The sequence below is a fragment of the Enterobacter sp. E1 genome, assembly GCF_016809815.1.
Lineage (GTDB): Bacteria > Pseudomonadota > Gammaproteobacteria > Enterobacterales > Enterobacteriaceae > Enterobacter > Enterobacter adelaidei.
Genome location: NZ_JAFBJM010000013.1, coordinates 54,915 through 80,413, shown reverse-complemented (window position 1 = coordinate 80,413; position 25,499 = coordinate 54,915). Strand labels below are relative to the sequence as shown.

The 25,499-nt window shown below is 55.1% G+C and carries 23 protein-coding genes; 16 read left to right on the top strand and 7 right to left on the bottom strand.

What is annotated here, in order from left to right:
* The first annotated feature begins 12 nt into the window (after positions 1 to 12).
* Entirely contained in the window at positions 13 to 675 is a 663-nt protein-coding gene (fsa, locus tag JGF26_RS21385) for a fructose-6-phosphate aldolase (protein ID WP_108091198.1), read from the top strand.
* A gap of 12 nt (positions 676 to 687) precedes the next feature.
* Entirely contained in the window at positions 688 to 1,791 is a 1,104-nt protein-coding gene (locus tag JGF26_RS21380) for a glycerol dehydrogenase (protein WP_028018104.1), read from the top strand.
* A gap of 52 nt (positions 1,792 to 1,843) precedes the next feature.
* Here JGF26_RS21380 and katG read toward each other — a convergent pair whose 3' ends face one another.
* From katG to metB, 4 genes are all read right to left on the bottom strand, one after another.
* Positions 1,844 to 4,015 carry a catalase/peroxidase HPI gene (gene katG, locus JGF26_RS21375; protein ID WP_028018105.1) on the bottom strand — a complete coding sequence of 724 codons (2,172 nt, stop codon included), beginning with the start codon at positions 4,013 to 4,015 and terminating at the stop codon, positions 1,844 to 1,846.
* A gap of 207 nt (positions 4,016 to 4,222) precedes the next feature.
* Entirely contained in the window at positions 4,223 to 5,113 is an 891-nt protein-coding gene (gene metF, locus JGF26_RS21370; protein ID WP_028018106.1) for a methylenetetrahydrofolate reductase, read from the bottom strand.
* A gap of 203 nt (positions 5,114 to 5,316) precedes the next feature.
* Entirely contained in the window at positions 5,317 to 7,749 is a 2,433-nt protein-coding gene (locus JGF26_RS21365) for a bifunctional aspartate kinase/homoserine dehydrogenase II (protein WP_028018107.1), read from the bottom strand.
* A 2-nt stretch (positions 7,750 to 7,751) separates the two neighbouring features.
* Positions 7,752 to 8,912 (bottom strand): cystathionine gamma-synthase, encoded by a 1,161-nt coding sequence (gene metB, locus JGF26_RS21360; protein WP_049004901.1) that lies wholly within the window; start codon positions 8,910 to 8,912, stop codon positions 7,752 to 7,754.
* A gap of 276 nt (positions 8,913 to 9,188) precedes the next feature.
* Between metB and metJ the strand changes: the two genes are divergently transcribed.
* Complete coding sequence (gene metJ, locus JGF26_RS21355; RefSeq protein ID WP_003862042.1) at positions 9,189 to 9,506, top strand: met regulon transcriptional regulator MetJ; 318 nt, start codon at positions 9,189 to 9,191, stop codon at positions 9,504 to 9,506.
* 48 nt (positions 9,507 to 9,554) lie between these two features.
* Here the strand turns inward: metJ and rpmE are convergent, their stop codons facing one another.
* Entirely contained in the window at positions 9,555 to 9,767 is a 213-nt protein-coding gene (gene rpmE, locus JGF26_RS21350) for a 50S ribosomal protein L31 (RefSeq protein WP_003862040.1), read from the bottom strand.
* Between the two features lie 200 nt (positions 9,768 to 9,967).
* Between rpmE and priA the strand changes: the two genes are divergently transcribed.
* From priA to rraA, 7 genes are all read left to right on the top strand, one after another.
* On the top strand, positions 9,968 to 12,163 hold the full coding sequence (gene priA / locus JGF26_RS21345) for a primosomal protein N' (protein ID WP_134708685.1): 2,196 nt from the start codon (positions 9,968 to 9,970) through the stop codon (positions 12,161 to 12,163).
* A 119-nt stretch (positions 12,164 to 12,282) separates the two neighbouring features.
* Positions 12,283 to 13,308 (top strand): DNA-binding transcriptional regulator CytR, encoded by a 1,026-nt coding sequence (cytR, locus tag JGF26_RS21340; RefSeq protein ID WP_134708687.1) that lies wholly within the window; start codon positions 12,283 to 12,285, stop codon positions 13,306 to 13,308.
* 93 nt (positions 13,309 to 13,401) lie between these two features.
* Positions 13,402 to 14,403: a cell division protein FtsN gene (gene ftsN / locus JGF26_RS21335; protein WP_028018111.1), complete on the top strand. Its 1,002-nt coding sequence runs from the start codon at positions 13,402 to 13,404 to the stop codon at positions 14,401 to 14,403.
* A 94-nt stretch (positions 14,404 to 14,497) separates the two neighbouring features.
* Positions 14,498 to 15,028 carry an ATP-dependent protease subunit HslV gene (gene hslV, locus JGF26_RS21330; protein ID WP_014172194.1) on the top strand — a complete coding sequence of 177 codons (531 nt, stop codon included), beginning with the start codon at positions 14,498 to 14,500 and terminating at the stop codon, positions 15,026 to 15,028.
* Positions 15,029 to 15,037: 9 nt separating this feature from the next.
* Positions 15,038 to 16,372, top strand: coding sequence for an HslU--HslV peptidase ATPase subunit (hslU, locus tag JGF26_RS21325; RefSeq protein ID WP_049004905.1), 1,335 nt, complete (start codon positions 15,038 to 15,040; stop codon positions 16,370 to 16,372).
* 62 nt (positions 16,373 to 16,434) lie between these two features.
* On the top strand, positions 16,435 to 17,361 hold the full coding sequence (gene menA / locus JGF26_RS21320; protein ID WP_164989120.1) for a 1,4-dihydroxy-2-naphthoate polyprenyltransferase: 927 nt from the start codon (positions 16,435 to 16,437) through the stop codon (positions 17,359 to 17,361).
* Positions 17,362 to 17,453: 92 nt separating this feature from the next.
* Positions 17,454 to 17,939, top strand: coding sequence for a ribonuclease E activity regulator RraA (gene rraA / locus JGF26_RS21315; RefSeq protein ID WP_014172197.1), 486 nt, complete (start codon positions 17,454 to 17,456; stop codon positions 17,937 to 17,939).
* Positions 17,940 to 18,524: 585 nt separating this feature from the next.
* On the opposite strand, the gene zapB is transcribed toward rraA, so the two are convergent.
* Positions 18,525 to 18,764, bottom strand: a complete 240-nt coding sequence (zapB, locus tag JGF26_RS21310; RefSeq protein WP_010436935.1) for a septal ring assembly protein ZapB — start codon at positions 18,762 to 18,764, stop codon at positions 18,525 to 18,527.
* Positions 18,765 to 19,162: 398 nt separating this feature from the next.
* Between zapB and JGF26_RS21305 the strand changes: the two genes are divergently transcribed.
* From JGF26_RS21305 to fpr, 4 genes are all read left to right on the top strand, one after another.
* Positions 19,163 to 20,008 (top strand): MIP/aquaporin family protein, encoded by an 846-nt coding sequence (locus JGF26_RS21305; RefSeq protein ID WP_014885705.1) that lies wholly within the window; start codon positions 19,163 to 19,165, stop codon positions 20,006 to 20,008.
* Positions 20,009 to 20,029: 21 nt separating this feature from the next.
* The gene (glpK, locus tag JGF26_RS21300; protein ID WP_028018115.1) at positions 20,030 to 21,538 is read left to right on the top strand and encodes a glycerol kinase GlpK; all 1,509 of its coding nucleotides are present in this window, start codon (positions 20,030 to 20,032) and stop codon (positions 21,536 to 21,538) included.
* 99 nt (positions 21,539 to 21,637) lie between these two features.
* Positions 21,638 to 22,648: a class II fructose-bisphosphatase gene (gene glpX, locus JGF26_RS21295; RefSeq protein WP_028018116.1), complete on the top strand. Its 1,011-nt coding sequence runs from the start codon at positions 21,638 to 21,640 to the stop codon at positions 22,646 to 22,648.
* A gap of 96 nt (positions 22,649 to 22,744) precedes the next feature.
* Positions 22,745 to 23,491 (top strand): ferredoxin--NADP(+) reductase, encoded by a 747-nt coding sequence (fpr, locus tag JGF26_RS21290; protein WP_134708689.1) that lies wholly within the window; start codon positions 22,745 to 22,747, stop codon positions 23,489 to 23,491.
* On the opposite strand, the gene JGF26_RS21285 is transcribed toward fpr, so the two are convergent.
* Complete coding sequence (locus tag JGF26_RS21285; RefSeq protein WP_129324957.1) at positions 23,492 to 23,911, bottom strand: DUF805 domain-containing protein; 420 nt, start codon at positions 23,909 to 23,911, stop codon at positions 23,492 to 23,494.
* A gap of 112 nt (positions 23,912 to 24,023) precedes the next feature.
* On the opposite strand from JGF26_RS21285, the gene JGF26_RS21280 reads away from it, so the two are divergent.
* Both JGF26_RS21280 and tpiA read left to right on the top strand, forming a co-directional pair.
* A complete protein-coding gene (locus tag JGF26_RS21280) occupies positions 24,024 to 24,620 on the top strand; it encodes a DUF1454 family protein (protein ID WP_049004908.1) in 597 nt (198 codons plus the stop codon).
* Between the two features lie 111 nt (positions 24,621 to 24,731).
* Entirely contained in the window at positions 24,732 to 25,499 is a 768-nt protein-coding gene (gene tpiA / locus JGF26_RS21275; protein ID WP_014172206.1) for a triose-phosphate isomerase, read from the top strand.

The window sequence follows — 25,499 nt, the reverse complement described above, 5'->3', positions numbered from 1 at the left end:
CGAGGAAGAGTGATGGAACTGTATCTGGATACCGCCAACGTGGCGGAAGTCGAACGCCTTGCACGCATTTTTCCCATTGCGGGCGTGACCACTAACCCAAGCATTATCGCTGCCAGCCGTGAATCCATCTGGGACGTGCTGCCGCGCCTGCAAAAGGCCATCGGGCCGGACGGCACGCTGTTTGCCCAAACCATGAGCCGCGATGCAGAGAGCATGGTGGCGGAGGCTAAACGCCTGAGTAATGTCATACCGGACATCGTGGTCAAAATTCCGGTGACGGCTCAGGGGCTTATCGCGATTCAGGCTCTGAAAAAAGAGGGCATTACCACGCTGGGTACCGCCGTATACAGCGCAGCCCAGGGGTTACTCGCCGCACTGGCAGGAGCAAAGTATGTGGCCCCGTATGTGAACCGCGTCGACGCTCAAGGCGGTGACGGTATTCGCATGGTGCAAGAACTGCAATCCCTGCTTGAAATGCATGCGCCAGAGAGCAAGGTACTTGCCGCCAGCTTTAAAACTCCACGACAGGCGCTGGACTGCCTGCTTGCCGGATGCGAAGCAATCACGCTTCCTTTAGATGTAGCGCAACAAATGCTCGGCACCCCAGCGGTAGAGTCAGCCATAGAGAAGTTCGAGCAAGACTGGAAAAACGCGTTTGGTAACCTCAACCTCTAAGGGAGAACTGTTATGGACCGTATCATTCAATCGCCGGGGAAATACATCCAGGGCGCTAATGTGCTAACCCGTCTCGGCGACTATCTGAAGCCACTTGCACAGCGCTGGCTGGTGGTTGGCGATAAATTTGTGCTGGGCTTTGCTGAAGAGACTTTACGCAAGAGTTTTAAAAACGCAGAACTGCATGCTGAAATCGCACCGTTTGGCGGCGAATGTTCGCAAAATGAAATCGATCGACTAAAAAAACTGGCAGACAGTGCCGACTGCATGGCGGTACTGGGTATCGGCGGCGGTAAAACGCTGGATACCGCCAAAGCGCTGGCACACTTTATGGATGTGCCGGTCGCCATTGCCCCGACTATCGCCTCCACTGATGCACCGTGCAGCGCGCTTTCCGTGATTTATACCGACAACGGCGAGTTCGATCGCTACCTGATGCTACCGCACAACCCGAACATGGTTATCGTCGACACCAATGTGGTTGCAGGAGCACCGCCGCGTCTGCTGGCTGCGGGGATTGGCGATGCACTGGCCACCTGGTTTGAAGCACGAGCCTGTTCCCGCAGTGGCGCAACCACCATGGCAGGAGGCAAATGTACGCAGGCTGCGTTAGCGCTCGCCGAGCTGTGCTACAACACGCTGATTGAAGAGGGTGAAAAAGCGATGCTGGCGGCGGAACAGCACGTCGTAACACCGGCGCTGGAACGCATCATTGAAGCCAATACGTATCTCAGCGGCGTCGGTTTTGAAAGCGGCGGGCTGGCTGCAGCACACGCCATTCACAACGGCATGACGGCAGTGCCGGACGCACATCACTTCTATCATGGTGAAAAAGTCGCATTCGGTACGCTGACGCAGCTGGTACTGGAAAACGCCCCGGTAGAAGAAATAGAGACCGTCGCGGCGCTTTGTCACAGCGTTGGTTTGCCCATCACGCTGGCACAGCTGAACATCAAAGAGGATATCCCGGCTAAAATGCGTCTGATTGCGGAAGCCTCCTGCGCGGAAGGCGAAACCATTCATAACATGCCGGGCGGCGTGTCGCCGGACCAGGTTTACGCGGCACTGTTGGTTGCCGATCAGTACGGACAGCGGTTCTTACAGGAGTGGGAATAGTCGCAGCCCACATGGTGTTAAAAAAATCCCCGCCGAAGCGGGGATTTTTTATTTACTGCAGGTCGAAACGATCCAAATCCATCACTTTCGCCCATGCTGCAACGAAGTCACGGACAAACTTCTCGCTGGCATCGCTGCTGGCATAAACTTCTGCCAGCGCGCGCAGGACGGCATTAGAGCCGAAGACCAGATCGGCACGGGTCGCGGTATATTTCACTTCACCGCTGGCGCGGTCGCTACCGGCAAACAGTTCGTTTGACTCATCGGTCGCTTTCCACTGGGTATTCATATCCAGCAGATTGACGAAGAAGTCATTACTCAGCACGCCCTCGCGGTCGGTGAACACGCCATTCTTGCTGCCATCGAAGTTAGCACCCAATGCACGCAAGCCACCCACCAGCACCGTCAGTTCAGGCGCGGTCAGCGTCAGCTGTTGGGCCTTATCAATCAGGAGTGATTCCGTGGTCGAGGCATTAACCTGGGCACGGTAGTTGCGGAAGCCATCGGCAATCGGTTCGAGCAGGTTAAACATCTCGATATCCGTCTGATCCTGACGTGCATCCACACGGCCTGGTGTGAACGGTACAGTGACATATACGCCTGCCGCTTTCGCGGCTTGCTCCACGCCTACTACGCCCGCCAGCACGATAATATCTGCCAGGGAAGCTTTGTTAGTGGTGCGCTGAATAGCTTCCAGAGCAGGAAGTGCACGAACCGCTGCGGCGTTCACATCCCAGTCACGCTGAGGTGCCAGCGCCAAACGTGCGCCGTTGGCTCCGCCGCGCTTATCGCCGCCGCGGAAGGTTGAAGCAGACGCCCAGGCAACAGAAACCAGCTCGCTTACGGAGAGACCCGATGCCGCAATTTCCGCTTTCAGACTTTCAATATCTTCCTTCGAAGGGTTGAACACCGCCTGTGGCAGCGGATCCTGCCAAATCAGATCTTCTTTCGGCACTTCCGGACCAATGTACCGCGCTTTTGGCCCCATATCACGGTGGGTCAGTTTGAACCATGCACGTGCGAAAGCTTCGTTGAAAGCCTGCGGATCGTTCAGGAAACGACGGGAAATTTTTTCGAATTCCGGGTCAAAACGCAGCGTCAGGTCGGTGACCAGCATGGTTGGTTTGCGTTTTTTCGACGGGTCGAACGGATCAGGCATAATGTCCGGCGCATTTACGGCTTCAAACTGAATGGCACCGGCCGGGCTACGTGTCTGCACCCACTCATATTTGAACAGGTTCTCGAAGAAATAGTTGCTCCACTGGGTCGGGGTTTGTGACCAGATGACTTCCAGACCAGAGGTGATAGCATCTTCGCCAACGCCAGAGCCGTGCGTACTATGCCAGCCAAGACCCTGCGCCTCAATCGGTGCGGCTTCCGGATCAGCACCTACATGGGTCGCTTCTCCTGCGCCGTGGGTTTTACCGAGAGTATGCCCCCCCGCAATCAACGCGACGGTCTCTTCGTCATCCATACCCATGTTACCAAAGGTGGCGCGAATCGCTGCTGCCGCTGACAGCGGTTCGCCGCTGGCATTTGGCCCTTCCGGGTTAACGTAAATCAGGCCCATTTCGGTTGCGCCGAGTGGACGCTTCGCCAGCTCTTCCGGGTCGCGGTGCTTCAGCCAGGTCGTTTCATCGCCCCAGTTAACGTCCATATCTGGTTCCCAGACGTCTTCACGCCCGGCACCAAAACCAAAGGTGCGGAAGCCCGAGTTTTCCAGCGCCACGTTACCCGCGAGGATAAACAGGTCAGCCCAGGAGATTTTTTGCCCGTATTTTTGCTTAATTGGCCACAGCAGGCGGCGTGCTTTATCCAGGCTGACGTTATCAGGCCAGGAGTTCAGCGGCGCAAAGCGCTGTTGACCGCGTCCTGCACCACCGCGCCCGTCAACGGAGCGATAGGTGCCTGCACCGTGCCAGGCCATACGAATAAACAGACCTGCATAGCTGCCCCAGTCGGCTGGCCACCACGGTTGAGAGTCGGTTAAAAGTGCTTTGAGGTCGCCTTTAAGCGCAGAGTAATCAAGTTTGCTGAATTCTTTGCGGTAGTCGAAGTCTTCACCCAGAGGGTTCGAACGGTTGGAATGTTGGTTAAGAAGGTCGACACGGAGTTGTTTTGGCCACCAGTCACGGCTGCTGGTACCTGCCCCCGCGCTCTGATCGTGACCGCCCTGATGGAACGGGCATTTGCCGACTTTATTGGTATCGTCTGACGTGCTCATCGCTATGCTCCCTTTTACAGTGTTACCGTTACGATATACGCCCTTATTGATAAGGTACAGTTGGGATAACCCACAGATTCGATAGTTAATTCCGTTTAATTACACTTTGAAAATTTGTGACTTTTGTACGTCTTTGGCAGAATTACCGATATGACAGGAAAATAAAACCCTTATAAATCAAAAAACCCTCCGAAGAGGGCTTTTTAGTTACACGCCTGGTCTAACACCGAGCGTGTGGCATATGGCGTAACTCATCTCCGCACGGTTCAGCGTGTAGAAGTGGAAATCCTTCACCCCTTCACGACTTAAAATCTTCACCATGTCCATCGCGATATTTGCGCCCACCAGCTTGCGTGTTTCCGGGTCATCGTCCAGCCCTTCGTACATTTTAGACATCCAAAGCGGAATGCGCACATTCGTCATGTCAGCAAATTTCTTCGCCTGTTTGAAGTTAGAGACCGGCAGAATACCTGGGATGATTTCAACGTCGATGCCTGCGGAAACACAACGGTCACGGAAGCGCAGGTAGCTTTCCACATCAAAGAAGAACTGGGTAATCGCGCGGTTTGCACCGGCTTCCACTTTACGCTTCAGGTTAAGCAGATCGGCCTGGGCGCTTTTCGCTTCCGGGTGAACTTCAGGATAAGCGGCAACGGAGATATCAAAGTCGGCCACGTCTTTCAGCAGCGCGACCAGGTCGGCAGCATACATTTCCGGCTTACCGCTACCCGGCGGCAGGTCACCGCGCAGGGCAACAATATGACGAATGCCGTTGTTCCAGTAATCCTGGGCGATAGCACGCAGTTCATCACGGGTTGCGTCAATACAGGTCAGGTGCGGGGCCGCTTCCAGACCGGTGCGATCTTTAATGCCTTTAATGATGCTGTGCGTACGGTCACGCTCGCCGGAGTTTGCACCGTAGGTTACGGAGACAAACTTCGGTTTCAGGCTGCTCAGGCGATCGATAGAGCTCCACAGAGTTTGCTCCATTTCACTGGTGCGCGGCGGGAAAAATTCAAAAGAGACGTTAATCTGGCCGTTTACTTCGGCCAGGCTCTGATTCAGGGCTTCCCGCTGGTTGGCGTGAAAAAAGCTCATACCGTACCTCTATCAATCGCGTGTCGTTGTGTGTTGTTTTGTGAACTTCTATACGTTTAGACGTCCAGATGTAAAAATGACGGAAAAGCGGGGGGACGTCAACAGAAATAATCAACAATAACGGTGAGGTTTGCTCAGGGAATATGAGGAAAATTCATGATGAGGGTAATTCCCTCTCCCGGAGAGAGAGGGAAATTCAGGCGTTACAGTAACTTAGCCAGGCGGTTAATGTCGGACTGGATCGCGCCGGCGGTCACATCGCGCCCCGCCCCCGGACCGCGGATCACCAGTGGGTTATCACGATACCAGCGGCTTTCGATCGCGAAGACGTTATCGCACGGCAAAAGTGCTGCCAGCGGATGTTCAGGACGCACCGCCTCAACACCCACACGCGCTTTTCCGTTGGCCTCAAAACGCGCCACATAGCGCAGTACCAGCCCCATCTCGTTCGCCGCTTCCAGACGCTGTACCATCTGCTCGTTAAGCTCTTCGCCATTTTCAAAGAAATGGTCTATAGAACCTTCTTCACAGCCAGCAGTCACCAGTGATTCGACGCGTACGGAATCCGGTTCGATGTCGTAACCGGCTTCACGCGCGAGGATCACCAGCTTGCGCATTACATCTTTACCGGAGAGGTCAACGCGCGGATCGGGCTCGGTTAAGCCCTGCTGCCACGCCTGATCCACCAGGTCGGTGAACGGTACGGTGCCGTCAAACTGCAGGAACAACCAGGAGAGCGTGCCGGAGAAGATACCGCTCAGCGCCAGAATACTGTCGCCGCTTTCAATCAGATCACGCACGGTGTGGTTAACCGGCAGGCCCGCGCCCACGGTGGCGTTATAGAGCCAGTGACGACCTGTTTTTTCAAACGCGTCGTGGATCTGACGGTATTTATCGGTGCTGCTTGCCCCCGCCAGCTTATTGGCGCTAATGACGTGGAACCCATGGCTGGCGAAATCAAGATACTGATCGGCCAGTTGTTCGCTGGCGGTGACGTCCAGCACTACCAGATCGTCATACGGGTGCGCACGCATCCACAGGAACAGCGACTCTTCATCCTGCTCGACGGCTTCATCATTAAAGAAGGCAAGCGCACGGCTGGCGTCCAGCCCTTCGTAGTTCAGCAGGCTGCGGCGGCTGTCCACCACGCCAGCGAGAATAAATTCAAACCCGGTACGTGCAGAGAGAGTGACCTGTTCGCGGGCAAACAGCTCCAGCCAGCGGGAACCGATGTTGCCTTTACCGAACAGCACCAGGCCAATGCGTTTTTCCGCGCGGAACAGAGAGGTATGCAGACCCTGAATCAGGCTCTCGGTAGGCCCTTTACGCAGCACGGCGACCAGGCTGATGCCCTCTTCGGACTGCCAGGTAAACTCAACCGGCTGTCCCTTCAGTTGCTGCCAGAAACGGTGGCAGTGCAGCGGGTTACGGGTGACGCCCGCGCCCACCATCGCCACCAGCGCCAGCCCCTGACGCAGGCGAAGCTCGCCCGGCAGGCCCGCTTCATCCAGAATTTTCAGCGCGCTGTCCGCCACTTCTGCGGTATAGCAGAACTGCAGCAGCTGGCGGTCGTTATGCACGCCAACGGCCAGCGGACGTACCTGAGCACGCTTTAACACCAGGTCGATGTCCTTATGTGCCAGTTTGAAATCCTGTCCTGCCGGAACCTGGAACTCAATCAGACAGATGTCGTCGTGGCTGGTAACAATACGCGCCCCGGTACCGGAAGCCAGCACGCGCTCAATGCGCGTGGAGCCCTGATCCGGGGTGTAACTGCAGCGTAGCTGCAGGTCAATATCGCTGCCGGAGACTGGCTGCAGCGTGCGCGCGTGCAGTACCGGTGCCGCCAGACGTGCCAGTTCGCTGGCTTCGTCGAGACGCAGCAGCGGCAGTAAACAGGCATCTTTCACTTTGCGCGGGTCGGCGCTGTAAACACCAGCCACATCACTCCAGATGGTGACGCGGGACACGCCCGCCAGAGCACCGATTTGCGTTGCAGAGTAGTCGGAGCCGTTACGCCCCAGCAGCACCGTTTCGCCCGCGTTGCTGCGGCTGATAAAGCCGGTGACGACAATGCGTTTACCTGGATGTTGCACCAGCAGCTGTTGCAGTAACGGGTAAGACAATCCTTCGTCGACCTGCGGCTGTGCAGCACGCTCAGCGCGCAGGAAATCGCGCGCGTCGAGCCAGGCGGCTTCAACACCAAGATGTTGCAATACGGCAGCCATCAGACGCGCAGACCACACTTCCCCGTGGCCGACCACTTCGGCATACACCGCTTCGGTAATGCCGCTGTCCAGCAGGGCAGCCAGACGCTCAAGGTCATGGGTGAAGGCACTGATCAACCCGTCCGCTACGTCTGCAGGCAGCAGGCCGGCAATCAGCTCGCTCTGATAACGACGTAAGGACTGTTGCACCTGATGCGCAGAAAGGCGATCGGTCTGGCTCAATTTCAGCCAGCTAATCAACTGGTTGGTGGTGCTGCCCGCCGCAGAGACAACCATCATGTCCCCCGGCTGCGAATACTCTGTCATGATCCCTGCGACACGCAGATAACATTTCACATCAGCAAGACTACTACCACCAAACTTGTGCAGCTGACGACCCTTCGCCCCTGCCTGCGCTATCACACTCATGATTACCCCTTGGCTGCGACCCGGAAGCCATTTTCCAGATCGGCAATTAAATCTTCAGAATCTTCAATACCGGTTGAGATTCGCAGCAGCGTCTCGGAAATCCCGGCGGCGGCACGTGCTTCGGGTGCCATACCTGCGTGCGTCATGGTCGCGGCGTGGGAGATTAAGCTTTCAACCCCACCTAAGGATTCCGCCAGCGTAAACAATGACAGCCCGCTCAGGAAGCGACGCAGCGTTTGCTCGTCACCGTCCAGTTCAAAACTTAACATCGCGCCAAATCCCTTCTGCTGGCGCGCGGCGATCTCGTGCCCCTGGTTTTCCGGCAGCGACGGGTGATAGAGCTTCTTCACCAGCGGCTGCGTTTTCAGGAAATCGACAATCGCCTGAGCATTGCGCTGCGCCACTTCCATGCGCGGCGACAGCGTACGAATGCCACGTAACAGCAAGTAGCTGTCGAAGGCACCCGCGGTGACGCCAATGTTATTGGCCCACCATGCCAGTTCCGTGACAACCTCGGGATCTTTTGCAATCACCACACCCGCGACCACGTCAGAATGGCCGTTCAGATATTTAGTGCATGAATGCAATACCAGATCAGCACCCAATGCTAATGGGTTCTGAAGGGCCGGACTGAGGAACGTATTATCCACTACACTTATCGCTCCCGCATCCCTTGCGAGCTGACAAATTTTCGCAATGTCGACAACGCGCAACAATGGGTTGCTTGGACTTTCCACCAGTACCAGCTTCGGTTTCTCTGCCAGCGCCTGTTTCAGCGCCTGTTCGTCGTTTTGATCGACAAACAGCACGCGATAACAGCCGCGCTTTGCCAGACTATCAAACAGACGATAGCTGCCGCCGTAGCAGTCGTGCGGCGCAACCAGCAGATCACCCGGTTTCAGGAACACCGTTGTCACCAGGTGAATGGCGGACATACCGGTATTGGTTAATACTGCACCTGCGCCACCTTCCAGCTCAGCCAGCGCGCGCTGGGTCACATCACGCGTAGGGTTGCCACGACGCGAGTAATCATGCGCGCGGGGTTCATTAAATCCGGTGAAATTATAGGTACTGGAAAGATGAATCGGCGGGACAACGCAGCCGTACTGCTCGTCATCATTTAATCCGCTACGCACTGCAATAGTGGCCTGTTTACGCGTCATGGTGAAGGCTTCCTGGCGAATGAGGTGAAAAGTCAGGCACCAGAGTAAACATTGAATGTATGGACGTCAATACATCTGGACATCTAAACTTCTTTGCGTATAGATTGAGCAATGCGCAAATAGCCGTTAAAATTATATGCTTTAGTGCACGCTGCAGCGGCAATATCCGTGCCACGGTATCGTCTCTACGGTAAACTAGGCAAGATTACGGTTCAAAACCCAGAGTTACAGGTTTTGCACCCTTAGATAAATGACTGAGAGGATTAAAGGTATCTCATGGCTGAATGGAGCGGCGAATATATCAGCCCATACGCTGAGCACGGTAAGAAGAGTGAGCAAGTAAAGAAAATTACGGTTTCCATTCCTCTGAAGGTGTTGAAGATCCTCACCGATGAACGTACGCGTCGTCAGGTGAACAACCTGCGCCACGCAACCAACAGCGAACTGTTGTGCGAAGCGTTTCTGCATGCGTTTACCGGTCAACCGTTGCCGAACGATGACGATCTGCGCAAAGAGCGTAGCGACGAAATCCCGGAAGAGGCGAAGGTGATCATGCGTGAACTGGGTATTGACCCGGAGACGTGGGAATACTGAAAAGCGGATACAAAAAAGGCACCTTGCGGTGCCTTTTTTTCGGGAAACTTATTTAGCGCCCGGGATGCTGAAACGCTTGTTGAAGCGGTCAACACGGCCACCGGTTGCAACATCACGCTGCTTACCAGTGTAGAACGGGTGGCATTTGCCGCACACGTCCAGGTTCAGATCGTGACCCACGGTAGAGCGGATCTGGATAGAGTTACCGCAAGAACAGTTTGCAGTAATCATTTCGTATTTCGGGTGAATATCTTTTTTCATGGGAGAACCTCAGTTAAGGCCGCGTCGCTCTTCCAGCCCTAACGCCAGACACCACGCGATGTTGATTGTAAGTTCTTTGGCGTAAAGTACACCAAAGGCGGCGAATCATACAGAATTTGACCAACGTATGCAAACTGATCCGCACGCCGCTTTTACTAATGTGTATACTAACGCGCCACTTTTCAAGTCAGGAAGATTAGATGCCCGTCGCTCACGTTGCCCTGCCCGTTCCGCTTTCCCGCACCTTTGACTATCTGCTGCCTGACAGCATGAGCGCCAAAGCGGGCTGTCGCGTGACCGTGCCCTTTGGCAAGCAGCAGCGCGTGGGGATTGTGGTTTCGGTCAGCGATAAGAGCGAGTTACCGCTTAATGAACTGAAATCGGTTGTTGAGGTGCTGGACAGTGAGCCGGTTTACTCCAGCAGCACCTGGCGACTTCTGCTGTGGGCGGCGGATTACTACCACCATCCCATCGGCGACGTCCTGTTCCACGCCCTGCCCATTATGCTGCGTCAGGGTAAGAGCGCCAGCCATGCGCCGATGTGGTACTGGTTTGCCACCGAAGAAGGTCAGGCTGTCGACATCAACAGCCTCAAACGCTCGCAGAAACAGCAGCAGGCGCTGGCGGCGCTGCGCCAGGGGAAAATCTGGCGTCATCAGGTCGACGAACTTGAGATCAGCGAAACGGCGCTACAGGCCCTGAGAAAGAAAGGGCTGAGTGAACTGGGCAGCGAAGCGCCTGCGCTTTACGACTGGCGAGAGAGTTTCTCCGTTTCAGGTGATCGCCTGCGTCTGAATACCGAGCAGGCCACCGCCGTCGGCGCGATCCATAGCGCCTCCGATCATTTCTCTGCCTGGCTGCTGGCGGGAGTTACCGGTTCCGGCAAGACCGAAGTCTACCTGAGCGTGCTGGAAAACGTGCTCGCACAGGGTAAACAGGCGCTGGTGATGGTGCCGGAAATTGGCCTGACGCCGCAAACCATCGCCCGATTCCGCGAGCGCTTTAACGCGCCGGTTGAGGTGCTGCACTCCGGCCTGAACGACAGCGAGCGCCTCAACGCCTGGCTGAAAGCAAAAAACGGTGAAGCGGCGATTGTGATCGGCACCCGCTCGTCGCTGTTTACGCCGTTTAAAAATCTTGGCGTTATCGTGATCGACGAAGAGCACGACAGCTCCTATAAACAGCAGGAAGGCTGGCGCTACCATGCCCGCGATCTGGCGGTCTATCGCGCGCACAGCGAGCAAATCCCTATTATTCTCGGCTCCGCCACGCCGGCGCTCGAAACGCTGCACAACGTGCGTCAGCGTAAATACCATATGCTGCGCCTGACGCGTCGCGCGGGAAATGCGCGCCCGGCCATTCAGCACATACTGGATCTGAAAGGACAGCAGGTTCAGGCGGGATTAGCACCCGCGCTTATCACCCGGATGCGCCAGCATTTGCAGGCCGGGAACCAGGTCATTCTGTTTCTCAACCGGCGCGGATTTGCGCCAGCTCTGCTGTGCCACGACTGCGGCTGGATTGCCGAGTGCCCGCGCTGCGATCATTACTACACCTTCCATCAGGCCCAGCGTCATTTGCGCTGCCACCACTGCGACAGTCAGCGCCCTGTTCCGCGCCAGTGTCCATCGTGTGGTTCAACGCACATTGTGCCGGTGGGTCTGGGGACTGAACAGCTGGAACAGGCTCTTGCGCCCTTCTTCCCTGACATCCCCCTGTCCCGCATCGACCGGGACACCACCAGCCGTAAAGGTGCGCTGGAACAGCAACTGGCGGAAGTGCATCGCGGCGGCGCACGCATTTTGATTGGTACCCAGATGCTGGCGAAAGGACACCATTTCCCGGATGTAACGCTGGTTGCCCTGCTGGATGTCGACGGCGCACTCTTCTCAGCAGACTTCCGTTCCGCGGAACGTTTTGCCCAGCTTTATACCCAGGTCGCCGGTCGTGCCGGACGCGCGGGCAAACAGGGCGAAGTGGTTCTGCAAACGCACCACCCAGAACACCCGTTACTCCAGACCCTGCTACACAAAGGCTATGACGCCTTTGCCGAACAGGCGCTGGCAGAACGCCAGACCCTGCAGCTACCGCCGTGGACCAGCCACGTGATCGTTCGTGCAGAAGATCATAACAACCAGCAGGCCCCACTTTTCCTGCAGCAGCTGAGAAACCTCCTGCAGGCCAGTCCACTGGTGGATAACCAACTGTGGATTTTGGGCCCGGTTCCGGCACTGGCACCAAAGCGCGGCGGACGTTTTCGCTGGCAAATTTTGCTCCAGCACCCTTCGAGAATTCGTCTCCAGCATATCGTCAGCGGCGCGCTGGTACTGATTAACACCCTTCCGGAAGCGCGAAAAGTGAAGTGGGTACTGGACGTCGATCCCATCGAAGGCTGAAGACGGATCGAAAAATTTAACGTTCCTCACACTTTTTATGAAAATTCTGTAACCGATTCCATTAACTATCTGTAAAAATGGTGATGTCAGAAGTTCGGTGTTCAGGCGAGGAGAAGACGTTGAAGTCCAGCAAAGAGGTTGCACCGGCGACCATGAAAGACGTTGCCCAGAAAGCACAGGTCTCTACGGCAACGGTATCCCGCGCATTAATGAATCCGGATAAAGTCTCCCAGGCGACCCGTAACCGGGTTGAGCAGGCTGCGCTGGAAGTGGGCTATTTTCCACAGGCGATGGGCCGTAACATCAAGCGCAATGAGTCGCGCACCATCCTGGTGATTGTGCCGGACATCTGCGATCCCTTTTTCAGCGAGATTATCCGCGGTATTGAAGTGACAGCGGCTGAACAGGGTTATCTGGTACTGATTGGCGACTGTGCGCACCAGAACCAGCAGGAAAAAACCTTTATCGACCTCATTATCACCAAGCAGATCGACGGTATGTTGCTGCTTGGCTCTCGCCTGCCGTTTGATGCCAGCATTGAAGAGCAGCGTAATTTACCGCCGATGGTCATGGCCAACGAGTTTGCGCCAGAGCTGGAGCTGCCGACGGTCCATATCGATAACCTCACCGCCGCATTCAACGCCGTCAACTATCTCCAGGAACTGGGGCATAAACGTATTGGCTGCATTGCCGGACCGGAAGAGATGCCGCTGTGTCACTACCGCTTACAGGGCTACGTTCAGGCGCTGCGCCGTACCGGCGTCACTGTCGATCCGCACTATATTGCTCGTGGTGACTTCACCTTCGCTGCGGGTGGACAGGCGCTGGAAAAACTTCTGGACCTGCCTGAGCCGCCCACCGCCGTATTCTGTCACAGCGATGTAATGGCGCTGGGCGCATTGTCGTATGCCAAACGTCGTGGCCTGCGCATACCGAAAGATTTATCGATCATCGGATTCGATAATATTTCGCTTTCAGAATTTTGCGATCCACCGCTCTCAACGGTCGCTCAGCCGCGCTATCAAATCGGCCGCGAAGCGATGCTTCTTCTGCTGGATCAGCTTCACGGTCAAACAGTTAGCAGCGGCTCGCGGTTGCTGGACTGCGAACTGATTGTTCGCGGCACTACCCAGGCATTGACTTAAAGTAAACGTCTTTCGGATACCCTTATCTGGTCAAAGCCCCGCCGCTTAAGTAACATGGCGGACTGACGAACGAATAAATACAGCGAAACGATAGTGGCACAACGAGATTATGTACGTCGCGGCCAGCCGGCACCTTCGCGACGCAAAAAGAGTAGCTCAAGGAAAAAGCAGAGTAACCTGCCTGCTGTCTCGCCAGCAATGGTCGCTATTGCTGCGGCTGTAGTCGTCGCCTTTATTGGTGGACTGTACTTTATTACGCACCATAAAAAAGAAGAGTCTGAGGCGCTTCAGGCCAGTAAAGTGGCCGGAAATGGTCTTCCTCCGAAGCCTGAAGAACGCTGGCGCTATATCAAAGAGCTGGAAAGCCGTCAGCCTGGCGTACGTGCGCCAACCGAGCCTTCCGCAGGTGGAGAAGTGCAGAATGCGAATCAGCTGACGGATGAACAGCGTCAGTTGTTGGCACAAATGCAGGCTGATATGCGCCAGCAACCCACGCAGCTGAATGAAGTCCCGTGGAATGAACAGACTCCGGCACAGCGTCAGCAAACGTTACAACGACGTCAGGCGCAACAGCAAATTCAGCAACAGCAACAGCAGCAACAACAGTGGGCGCAAACCCAGCCGGTGCAGCAGCCGAAAGCACAGCCGCGGGTAACGGAACAGCCTTACCAGCAGCAGACGCGTACGGTGCAGTCCCAGCCGGTTCAGCAACAGCCGAAGACTCAGCCGCAGAAGCAAACGGCTCAGCCATATCAGGATCTCTTGCAGACGCCAGCGCATACCACCGCTCAGCAGCCGAAAACGCAGCAGGCCGCGCCGATCACTAAAGAGACCGAGGCACCGAAGCAGACAGCGGAGAAGAAAGATGAGCGCCGCTGGATGGTTCAGTGCGGTTCGTTTAAAGGTGCAGAGCAGGCGGAAACGGTGCGCGCGCAGCTGGCCTTTGAAGGGTTTGATTCACGTATTACCACCAACAATGGCTGGAATCGCGTGGTGATTGGCCCAGTGAAAGGCAAAGAAAATGCTGATGGCACCATTTCACGTTTGAAAGTCGCCGGTCACACAAACTGTATTCGACTCGCATCCGGGGGTTGAAACCCCCAATTTCCCCCCCATCTATCATTCTATTCAGCCCTGAGCACAGGCTCAGGGCTTCTGTTTCCCGATTCTGTAACCAGGGGGTCTGCTCGTGACAACAATAGTAAGTGTACGCCGTAACGGCCATGTGGTAATCGCCGGTGATGGCCAGGCCACGCTGGGTAATACCGTCATGAAAGGCAACGTGAAGAAAGTACGTCGTCTCTATAATGACAAAGTGATCGCCGGTTTTGCTGGCGGCACCGCTGATGCCTTCACGCTATTTGAACTTTTTGAACGCAAACTGGAAATGCACCAGGGTCATCTGGTGAAAGCCGCTGTTGAGCTGGCGAAAGACTGGCGTACCGACCGCATGCTGCGCAAGCTCGAAGCGCTGCTGGCCGTAGCCGACGAAACCGCGTCGCTGATTATCACCGGTAACGGTGACGTCATTCAGCCGGAAAACGACCTGATTGCCATCGGCTCTGGCGGCCCTTATGCCCAGGCTGCAGCCCGCGCGCTGTTGGAAAATACCGACATGAACGCGCGAGATATCGCGGTGAAGGCGTTGGATATTGCAGGTGATATCTGCATTTATACCAACCACAACCACACCATCGAAGAATTACCGTCTAAAGCGTAAGGATCTCCCATGTCTGAAATGACCCCACGCGAAATTGTTAGCGAACTGAACAAACATATTATCGGCCAGGATAACGCCAAGCGCTCCGTGGCGATCGCCCTGCGTAACCGCTGGCGTCGTATGCAGCTTGACGAAGAGCTGCGCCATGAAGTGACGCCGAAAAACATTCTGATGATCGGCCCAACCGGCGTCGGTAAAACCGAGATCGCCCGTCGTCTGGCGAAGCTGGCTAACGCACCGTTCATCAAAGTTGAAGCCACCAAGTTCACCGAAGTAGGTTATGTCGGTAAAGAAGTGGATTCTATCATCCGCGATCTGACCGATTCTGCTATCAAAATGGTGCGCGTTCAGGCGATTGAGAAAAACCGCTACCGCGCGGAAGAGATGGCCGAAGAGCGCATTCTCGACGTGCTGATCCCACCGGCAAAAAACAACTGGGGCCAGGCTGAACAACAGTCTGAACCTTCAGCCGCACGTCAGGCGTTCCGCAAAAAACTGCGTGAAGGCCAGCTGGATGATAAAGAGATTGAGATCGATCTCGCGGCCGCACCGATGGGCGTGGAAATCATGGCACCTCCAGGTATGGAGGAGATGACCAGCCAGCTGCAGTCCATGTTCCAGAACCTGGGCGGCCAGAAGCAGAAAGCGCGTAAGCTGAAAATCAAGGACGCGATGAAGCTGCTTATCGAAGAAGAAGCGGCAAAACTGGTGAACCCGGAAGAGCTGAAACAGGATGCTATCGAAGCGGTTGAGCAGCACGGTATCGTGTTTATCGACGAAATCGATAAAATCTGTAAACGTGGCGGCAACAGCTCCGGCCCGGATGTGTCCCGTGAAGGCGTTCAGCGCGACCTGCTGCCGCTGGTTGAAGGCTGCACCGTTTCCACTAAGCACGGCATGGTAAAAACGGACCACATTCTGTTTATCGCCTCCGGTGCATTCCAGGTTGCCAGCCCGTCTGACCTGATCCCGGAACTGCAGGGTCGTCTGCCCATCCGCGTTGAGCTGCAGGCGCTGACCACTGAAGATTTCGAACGTATCCTGACCGAGCCAAATGCCTCTGCTACCGTACAGTACAAAGCGCTGATGGCGACCGAAGGTGTGAACCTCGAGTTCACCCAGGACGGTATCAAACGTATCGCCCAGGCCGCATGGCAGGTGAACGAAACCACCGAGAACATCGGTGCGCGTCGTCTCCATACCGTGCTGGAACGCCTGGTAGAAGATATCTCTTATGATGCGAGCGACCTTAACGGTCAAACCATCACCATTGACGCAGAATATGTGAGTAAACATCTGGATGCGTTAGTGGCAGATGAAGATCTGAGCCGTTTTATCCTATAATCGCGGTTACTGGATTCTCATCACGTTTAATGGGGGCTAAAGCCCCCATTTTTATTGGCTAAATAACTATGACTGATATCAGCCGTACTCAGGCGTGGCTCGAAAGTCTGCGCCCTAAAACACTTCCTCTGGCCTTTGCTGCGATTGTCGTCGGTACGGCTCTTGCCTGGTGGCAAGGTTATTTTGACCCGCTGGTCGCGGCACTGGCATTGATTACCGCCGGCCTGCTGCAAATTCTCTCCAATCTCGCCAACGATTACGGTGACGCGGTAAAAGGCAGCGATAAACCTGACCGTATCGGGCCACTGCGCGGGATGCAGAAAGGGGTGATTACTCAGGCGCAGATGAAACGCGCATTGATTATCACCGTGGTGCTGATTTGTTTATCGGGTCTGGCACTGGTGACGGTGGCGTCTAAAACCACCAGCGATTTTATTGGCTTCCTGGTGTTAGGTTTATTGGCCATTGTCGCGGCCATCACCTACACCGTCGGCACGCGTCCTTATGGTTATATTGGTCTGGGTGATATTTCCGTGCTGGTGTTCTTCGGCTGGTTGAGCGTGATGGGAAGCTGGTACTTACAGGCGCATACCCTTATCCCTGCGTTGTTCCTGCCTGCAACCGCCTGCGGACTGCTGGCAACGGCGGTGCTCAATATCAACAACCTGCGCGATATCGACAGCGATCGTGAGAATGGCAAAAACACGCTGGCGGTACGTCTGGGTCCGGTTAACGCGCGCCGCTACCACGCCTGCCTGCTGATGGGTGCGCTGGTCTGCCTGGCACTGTTTAACCTGATCTCGCTGCACAGCGTATGGGGCTGGCTGTTTGTACTTGCCGCACCCCTGCTGATTAAGCAGGCGCGATTTGTCATGCGCGAACTGAGCCCTGCAGCCATGCCACCAATGCTGGAACGCACGGTAAAAGGCGCACTCCTGACTAACCTGTTGTTCGTCATCGGGATTGTCTTAAGCCAGACACTTCGTTAGCTGACAAATATCAATTAACAATTGATGATTTTGCCAACAACGCATTTCGCACGATATACTGAACACATTCGCAGCAACTGAGCGTTAAACCTATGAAATACGATACCTCCGAGCTTTGTGACATCTACCAGGAAGATGTCAACGTCGTTGAACCGCTGTTCTCCAACTTTGGTGGGCGGTCGTCGTTTGGCGGACAAATCGTCACGGTGAAATGTTTCGAGGACAACGGGTTGCTGTACGATCTGCTCGAACAGAATGGCCGTGGCCGCGTTCTGTTAGTTGACGGCGGGGGTTCCGTGCGTCGCGCGCTTATTGATGCTGAGCTGGCTCGCCTTGCCGTGCAAAACGAGTGGGAAGGGATTGTGGTTTACGGTTCCGTGCGCCAGGTGGACGATCTTGAAGATCTGGATATTGGTATTCAGGCCATTGCCGCCATTCCGGTTGGTGCAGCGGGTGAAGGCATTGGTGAAAGCGATGTGCGCGTTAACTTCGGCGGCGTGACCTTCTTCTCCGGTGACCATCTGTACGCCGATAACACCGGCATAATCCTTTCCGAAGATCCGCTGGATATCGAGTAATAAAACCGTAAGCGTGGGCCATAAAAAAACCGCCAACAGCAATGTGGCGGTTTTTTTGTCCCTCGGGATTCGCGGTCCGTTGGGTTATCTTGCAACCTTTAACCAGGATTTTTATCTTACCCTGGTTCATCCCTCTGGTAACCCTCGTCGACCCTTTATAAATTCCTAATGTCCTCTGAAGGCCTTAACTACGCTACTGTTGCTCATTATGATGCACCGTCCCTTTCCGCCATTTCGCAAATGGGCACCGGTCACGGGAGAGGTATTTCCACAACCGTGAGTCAGGCTCCACACAGAGCTTGTGTCCACCGACTTATCACCGGTGGTGAACGGTGGAGCGGTTAGCTGCAGGGACCGCATAATGAAACGCTATTTATGTATCGCGTTCATTGTCGCCAGCGTACTCGTTGTAAAGAGTGATGAACCGAATGTGTTCGTTGCTTTTGCTATGACAGTGCAGGACAAGTAGCGTTAAGGCCGCCTCTGGCGGCCTTATTTATGGTTGGATGTCAGTTAGCGAGAACCATAAAAAAGCCGGGTAGCGGCATCGCCTTACCCGGCCTGTTCAGTTCATTCCAATGGGAATCAGACTTCTTCCATACGTCCCAGCAGCGCCTGCAGGCGATCCTGCCAGCCGTTCTGCTGTTCGCGCAGCTGGTTGTTTTCGCGCTCCAGTTCTTCGCGGCCGTGCTGAGCGTTCTGAACTTCCTGCGCCAGGCTGTTGTTCTTCTCTTTCAGCTCTTCAATTTCCATCTGCAGCAGGGTGATGGTGTCAATCGCCTGCTGTACTTTCGATTCCAGTTTCTCAAACACTTCTAAAGACATGATGCTACCTCTCCTGAATTGCAAGGCGACGCTTTAACGTAAACGCGCACGACATATACCGTCGATTGTATGGAGCACGGCGCTCTGTGTCCAGCGACACACCGCGCAGATCGCGGTTTGCAACACTTTTAGGTCTGGTCCTGGTGCGTTCGCGTCATATCACCCTAAATTGTTAACTCATTCGTTAATGAAATGATTCAGCTCACATTCCGCCACTGATGCAAAAATGTGCTTTATGGCGCGAAAACGATCATTTTATGACGAAGACCACACATTTTGATTTCGATATTTCTCGTTTTTGCTCGTTAACGATAAATTAACACTATGTCTACAGGGCATCGTGGCTGTCACGGGCGGCCATGCTAACAATAAACATCAATTTCTTCAGGATTCCGATTATGAGTCAGACATCAACCTTAAAAGGCCAGTGCATTGCCGAGTTCCTTGGTACCGGGTTGTTGATATTCTTCGGAGTGGGCTGTGTCGCTGCACTGAAAGTGGCGGGTGCCAGTTTTGGTCAGTGGGAAATCAGTATTATCTGGGGTCTGGGCGTGGCGATGGCCATCTACCTGACTGCAGGTGTTTCTGGTGCACATCTTAACCCGGCGGTGACTATCGCACTGTGGCTGTTCGCGTGCTTCGACGGACGCAAAGTTGTTCCTTTCATTCTTTCTCAGTTTGCCGGCGCGTTTTGCGCAGCGGCGTTAGTTTACGGGCTTTATTACAATCTTTTCATCGACTTCGAACAGACGCATCATATGGTGCGCGGCAGTGTCGAAAGTCTGGACCTGGCAGGCATCTTCTCAACCTACCCTAACCCGCATATCAATTTTGTGCAGGCGTTCGCAGTTGAAATGGTGATTACCGCTATCCTGATGGGCGTTATCCTGGCGCTGACTGACGACGGAAACGGCATTCCGCGCGGCCCGCTGGCACCCCTGCTGATTGGCCTGCTGATTGCGGTGATTGGCGCATCAATGGGCCCGCTGACTGGGTTTGCGATGAACCCGGCACGTGATATCGGACCAAAAGCGTTCGCCTTTATCGCAGGCTGGGGCGACGTCGCCTTCACCGGTGGCAAAGACATTCCTTACTTCCTGGTTCCGCTGTTTGCGCCGGTTGTCGGGGCTGCGCTGGGTGCATTTAGCTACCGCAAATTAATTGGTCGCCACTTACCGTGCGACACCTGTGTGGAAGAGGAGAAGGAAACGACTTCTACCGCACAACAAAAAGCTTCGCTGTAATCTGACTACGGGACACATACCATGACCGAAAAAAAATATATCGTTGCGCTCGACCAGGGCACTACCAGCTCCCGCGCTGTCGTAATGGATCATGACGCGAACATCGTCAGCGTGTCACAGCGCGAATTTGAGCAAATTTATCCTCGTCCAGGCTGGGTAGAGCACGACCCGATGGAGATCTGGGCATCACAAAGCTCCACGCTGGTCGAAGTACTGGCGAAAGCCGATATCAGTTCCGACGAGATTGCCGCGATTGGTATTACTAACCAGCGTGAAACGACGATTGTCTGGGAGCGCGAAACTGGTAAACCTATTTACAACGCCATCGTCTGGCAGTGCCGCCGCACATCAGAAATCTGCGAACAGCTGAAGCGCGATGGCATGGAAGAGTATGTGCGCAGCGCCACCGGTCTGGTTGTTGACCCGTATTTCTCCGGTACCAAGGTGAAGTGGATCCTCGACCACGTGGAAGGGTCGCGCGAGCGTGCAAAACGTGGCGAGCTGCTGTTCGGTACCGTCGATACCTGGCTTATCTGGAAGATGACCCAGGGACGTGTCCACGTCACCGACTATACCAACGCCTCACGTACCATGTTGTTCAACATCAACACCCTGGAGTGGGATGACAAGATGCTGGACGCGCTGGATATCCCACGCGCGATGCTGCCTGAAGTACGCAAGTCTTCTGAGGTATACGGCCAGACCAACATCGGCGGTAAAGGCGGTACGCGTATTCCTATCGCCGGTATCGCGGGTGACCAGCAGGCGGCGCTGTTCGGCCAGCTGTGCGTCAAGGAAGGGATGGCGAAGAACACCTATGGCACTGGCTGCTTCATGCTGATGAACACCGGCGAGAAAGCGGTGAAATCAGAAAACGGCCTGCTGACCACCATTGCCTGCGGCCCACGCGGCGAAGTGAACTACGCGCTGGAAGGTGCAGTGTTCATGGCGGGTGCGTCTATTCAGTGGCTGCGTGATGAGATGAAACTGATCAGCGATGCGTTCGACTCCGAGTACTTCGCGACCAAAGTGAAAGACACCAACGGCGTGTACGTGGTGCCTGCATTCACCGGTCTGGGCGCACCGTACTGGGACCCGTATGCACGCGGCGCGATTTTCGGTCTGACGCGTGGTGTGAACTCTAACCACATTATCCGCGCCACGCTGGAATCCATCGCCTACCAGACGCGCGACGTGCTGGAAGCGATGCAGGCTGACTCCGGCATTCGTCTGCACGCCCTGCGCGTGGACGGTGGTGCGGTCGCGAACAACTTCCTGATGCAGTTCCAGTCGGACATTCTCGGTACCCGCGTTGAACGCCCTGAAGTGCGTGAAGTCACGGCGCTGGGTGCAGCATACCTCGCCGGTCTGGCAGTAGGTTTCTGGCAGAACCTGGACGAGCTGCAGGAGAAAGCGGTGATCGAACGCGAATTCCGCCCAGGTATTGAAACCACCGAACGTAACTTCCGCTACAGCGGCTGGAAAAAAGCGGTGAAACGCGCCCTGGCATGGGAAGATCACGAAGAGTAATTCCCCTCTCCCTAACCCTCTCCCCACAGGGGAGAGGGAACTCGTCTCCCCACTCTGTGATAAACTTCGTGCAATTCCTTTTGATTGCACGAGTACCTCATGAAACGTGAACTTGCTATCGAGTTTTCCCGCGTCACCGAAGCGGCCGCCCTCGCAGGCTATAAATGGCTGGGTCGTGGCGACAAAAATACCGCAGACGGTGCGGCTGTCCATGCCATGCGCATCGTCCTTAACCAGGTCAACATCGACGGCACCATCGTGATCGGCGAAGGCGAGATCGACGAAGCGCCAATGCTCTACATTGGTGAGAAAGTCGGCACCGGCAAAGGCGATGCGGTAGATATCGCCGTCGATCCGATCGAAGGCACGCGCATGACGGCAATGGGTCAGGCCAATGCCCTGGCGGTGCTGGCGGTGGGCGACAAAGGCTGCTTCCTCAACGCGCCAGATATGTACATGGAAAAGCTGATTGTCGGCCCGGGTGCCAAAGGCGCAATCGACCTCAGCCTGCCGTTGGAAGAAAACCTGCATAATATCGCCAAAGCATTGGGTAAACCGCTCAGCGAGCTGACCGTCACCATTCTGGCGAAACCGCGCCACGATGCCACGATTGCGCAGATGCAAAAACTCGGTGTGCGCGTGTTTGCCATTCCGGATGGTGACGTTGCGGCCTCGATTCTGACCTGTATGCCGGACAGCGAAGTCGATGTGCTTTATGGCATCGGTGGCGCGCCGGAAGGAGTCGTATCAGCAGCAGTGATCCGCGCCCTGGACGGCGACATGCAGGCGCGCCTGCTGCCACGTCATGATGTCAAAGGCGACAGCGAAGAGAACCGTCGGATTGGCGAAGAGGAGCTGGCACGCTGCGAAGCAATGGGCATCGAAGCTCATAAAGTTCTCGCTCTGGACGAAATGGCCCGCAGCGATAATGTTATCTTCTCGGCGACCGGCATCACGAAAGGCGATCTGCTGGACGGCATTACCCGTAAGGGCAACATGGCAACCACTGAAACGCTGCTGATCCGCGGTAAATCACGCACCATTCGTCGCATTCAGTCTATCCACTATCTCGACCGTAAAGACCCGGACGTACAGACGCACATTCTGTAAAACCGTTTGATCGATAGAGCTTTCCGGCCCAAATGGGCTGGAAATCTTCACGACAAGACAGGAAGATAGAACAGAGAAACAGCACAGGAGAAGATCATGGCGGACTGGGTAACAGGTAAAGTCACAAAGATACAGTTCTGGACCGATACGCTATTTAGTCTCACCCTGCATGCTCCCGTTCACCCGTTTACGGCCGGGCAATTTGCGAAGCTGGGGCTGGATGTCGACGGTGAACGCGTACAGCGCGCTTACTCTTACGTTAACGCGCCAGATAACCCGGATCTCGAGTTCTATCTGGTTACCGTTCCGGACGGCAAACTCAGCCCGCGTCTCGCCGCTCTTAAGCCCGGTGATGATGTGCAAATGGTGAGTGACGCTGCCGGCTTCTTTGTGCTCGACGAAATTCCTGACTGTGACACGCTATGGATGCTGGCAACCGGTACGGCCATCGGTCCGTATCTCTCCATTTTGCAATATGGCAAAGACCTTGAACGCTTTAAAAACATCGTGTTGGTTCATGCCGCGCGCTACGCTGCAGACTTAAGCTATTTGCCGCAAATGCGCGATCTGGAACAGAAGTATGGCGGTAAGCTCAAAATTCAAACGGTGGTCAGTCGTGAAACGGCAGAAGGTGCGCTGACGGGTCGTGTGCCGGCATTAATTGAGAGTGGAGTCCTGGAAAAAGCAGTGGGTTTGCCGATGACGGCGGAAACCAGCCACGTCATGCTGTGCGGTAATCCGCAGATGGTTCGTGACACGCAACAACTTCTGAAAGATACCCGGCAGATGACGAAACATCTTCGCCGCCGGCCGGGCCATATGACCGCCGAACACTACTGGTAATCAGCGGTACTTCACCTCAAGGGTGTCTTTACCGTATTTGTTTTCGCTCTGGGTGCCAATAAACGCGCCCAGATCGACAATCATCATCACGAAGATAACTGACGGTAGCAGCCTGCCGACGACCCAGGGAAGAATGGACGGAAGCATCGCCCAGTTCCCTGCCACCAGCATCCACGCCAGAATAATCAGAAATGCCCACGCCCCGGAACGGCCGCGATCGTGCAGACGTTTTACCACCACGGCCGCTGTTGGCCATAGCAGACAGACCAGCGCAAAGGCCGCCGTTTGCGTACTCAGCCACGCGTTGTAAGCAACAAAAAACAGAACCAGCATGGCGACAACCCACGTCACCATCCAGATCCAGAAATCACGGCGTCCAATACGCCCTTTGAATGAAAACAGCCACTGCTGTATGGTCATGTAAGGTTCCTTATTATCGTATAGCGCGCATTTTACCCTGGAGTTGTGACCTTTTGACAAGCCGACCAGATATCGTTTTAATCATGAGCACTTACGGCCAGGGGCAATGTTGATGAAAATTTCGGCGCGTTCTCTTTTCCTGTGTTTAACGCTGCTTAGCGCGGGCTTTCCCCTGCATGCAGCCGAAACCACCGCCCCGACAACGGCGCCGTATCTGCTTGCGGGCTCCCCGTCTTTCGATCAGTCCATCAGCCAGTTTCGTGAAGCCTTCAATCAGGCCAACCCAACGCTGCCACTGGATGAATTTCGCGCCATTGATGGTTCTCGCGATACCCCTACGCTGACCCGTGCGGCAAGCAAGATTAACGAGAACTTGTATGCCTCAACGGCGCTGGAGCGCGGCACGCTAAAAATCAAAAGCATGCAAATCACCTGGCTGCCAATTCAGGGGCCAGAGCAGAAAGCAGCGAAGGCGAAGGCGCTGGAGTATATGAGCGCGGTGTTACAGGCCTTTACCCCGGCACTGACGAAAAAGCAAAGCCAGCAAAAGCTGCAAAAACTCCTCGCCGCCGGTAAAAACAAGCGCTACTACGCCGATACCGAAGGTGCGATTCGCTATGTTGTCGCAGACAACGGCGAAAAAGGACTGACCTTCGCAGTTGAACCGATTAAGCTGGCACTATCTGACACACTCGGAGGGGCGAATTAATGACAAAAAGCAAAGCCTTTCGAGGGAAAATCTCTATACTGATTCACAGACCATGCTGCCCGACAGGGTGGCCATATTCCTTAATTCGCTTATTTAGCGTGGAGAATTGAAATGCGACATCCTTTAGTGATGGGTAACTGGAAACTGAACGGCAGCCGCCACATGGTAAACGAACTGGTTGCGAACCTGCGTAAAGAGCTGGCTGGCGTGACGGGCTGTGCGGTTGCTATCGCTCCGCCGGATATGTACCTGGATCTGGCTAAACACGCCGCTGACGGCAGCCACATCATTCTGGGTGCACAGAACGTTGACGTTAACCTGTCTGGCGCATTCACCGGTGAAACCTCCGCTGAAATGCTGAAAGATATCGGCGCGAAATACATCATCATCGGCCACTCTGAGCGTCGTACCTATCACAAAGAATCCGACGAGTTCATCGCGAAGAAATTCGCTGTGCTGAAAGAGCAAGGTCTGATCCCAGTTCTGTGCATCGGTGAAACCGAAGCTGAAAACGAAGCAGGCAAAACGGAAGAAGTGTGTGCTCGCCAGATCGACGCAGTGCTGAAAACTCAGGGTGCAGCAGCATTCGAAGGCGCGGTCATTGCTTATGAGCCAGTCTGGGCGATCGGTACCGGCAAATCAGCAACCCCTGCGCAGGCTCAGGCAGTTCACAAGTTCATCCGCGATCACATTGCTAAAGCCGACGCGAAAGTGGCTGAACAAGTCATTATCCAGTACGGCGGTTCCGTAAACGCATCCAACGCTGCTGAGCTGTTCACCCAGCCAGACATCGATGGCGCGCTGGTTGGCGGTGCATCCCTGAAGGCTGACGCTTTCGCGGTGATCGTTAAAGCAGCAGAAGCGGCTAAACAGGCGTAA

What these genes read in the sequence shown, in the direction of transcription:
- fsa (WP_108091198.1), top strand. Translation starts at nt 13, where the DNA reads ATGGAACTGTATCTGGATACCGCCAACGTGGCGGAAGTCGAACGCCTT.
- JGF26_RS21380 (WP_028018104.1), top strand. Translation starts at nt 688, where the DNA reads ATGGACCGTATCATTCAATCGCCGGGGAAATACATCCAGGGCGCTAAT.
- katG (WP_028018105.1), bottom strand. Translation starts at nt 4,015, where the DNA reads ATGAGCACGTCAGACGATACCAATAAAGTCGGCAAATGCCCGTTCCAT.
- metF (WP_028018106.1), bottom strand. Translation starts at nt 5,113, where the DNA reads ATGAGCTTTTTTCACGCCAACCAGCGGGAAGCCCTGAATCAGAGCCTG.
- JGF26_RS21365 (WP_028018107.1), bottom strand. Translation starts at nt 7,749, where the DNA reads ATGAGTGTGATAGCGCAGGCAGGGGCGAAGGGTCGTCAGCTGCACAAG.
- metB (WP_049004901.1), bottom strand. Translation starts at nt 8,912, where the DNA reads ATGACGCGTAAACAGGCCACTATTGCAGTGCGTAGCGGATTAAATGAT.
- metJ (WP_003862042.1), top strand. Translation starts at nt 9,189, where the DNA reads ATGGCTGAATGGAGCGGCGAATATATCAGCCCATACGCTGAGCACGGT.
- rpmE (WP_003862040.1), bottom strand. Translation starts at nt 9,767, where the DNA reads ATGAAAAAAGATATTCACCCGAAATACGAAATGATTACTGCAAACTGT.
- priA (WP_134708685.1), top strand. Translation starts at nt 9,968, where the DNA reads ATGCCCGTCGCTCACGTTGCCCTGCCCGTTCCGCTTTCCCGCACCTTT.
- hslU (WP_049004905.1), top strand. Translation starts at nt 15,038, where the DNA reads ATGTCTGAAATGACCCCACGCGAAATTGTTAGCGAACTGAACAAACAT.
- rraA (WP_014172197.1), top strand. Translation starts at nt 17,454, where the DNA reads ATGAAATACGATACCTCCGAGCTTTGTGACATCTACCAGGAAGATGTC.
- zapB (WP_010436935.1), bottom strand. Translation starts at nt 18,764, where the DNA reads ATGTCTTTAGAAGTGTTTGAGAAACTGGAATCGAAAGTACAGCAGGCG.
- JGF26_RS21305 (WP_014885705.1), top strand. Translation starts at nt 19,163, where the DNA reads ATGAGTCAGACATCAACCTTAAAAGGCCAGTGCATTGCCGAGTTCCTT.
- glpK (WP_028018115.1), top strand. Translation starts at nt 20,030, where the DNA reads ATGACCGAAAAAAAATATATCGTTGCGCTCGACCAGGGCACTACCAGC.
- glpX (WP_028018116.1), top strand. Translation starts at nt 21,638, where the DNA reads ATGAAACGTGAACTTGCTATCGAGTTTTCCCGCGTCACCGAAGCGGCC.
- fpr (WP_134708689.1), top strand. Translation starts at nt 22,745, where the DNA reads ATGGCGGACTGGGTAACAGGTAAAGTCACAAAGATACAGTTCTGGACC.
- JGF26_RS21285 (WP_129324957.1), bottom strand. Translation starts at nt 23,911, where the DNA reads ATGACCATACAGCAGTGGCTGTTTTCATTCAAAGGGCGTATTGGACGC.
- JGF26_RS21280 (WP_049004908.1), top strand. Translation starts at nt 24,024, where the DNA reads ATGAAAATTTCGGCGCGTTCTCTTTTCCTGTGTTTAACGCTGCTTAGC.
- tpiA (WP_014172206.1), top strand. Translation starts at nt 24,732, where the DNA reads ATGCGACATCCTTTAGTGATGGGTAACTGGAAACTGAACGGCAGCCGC.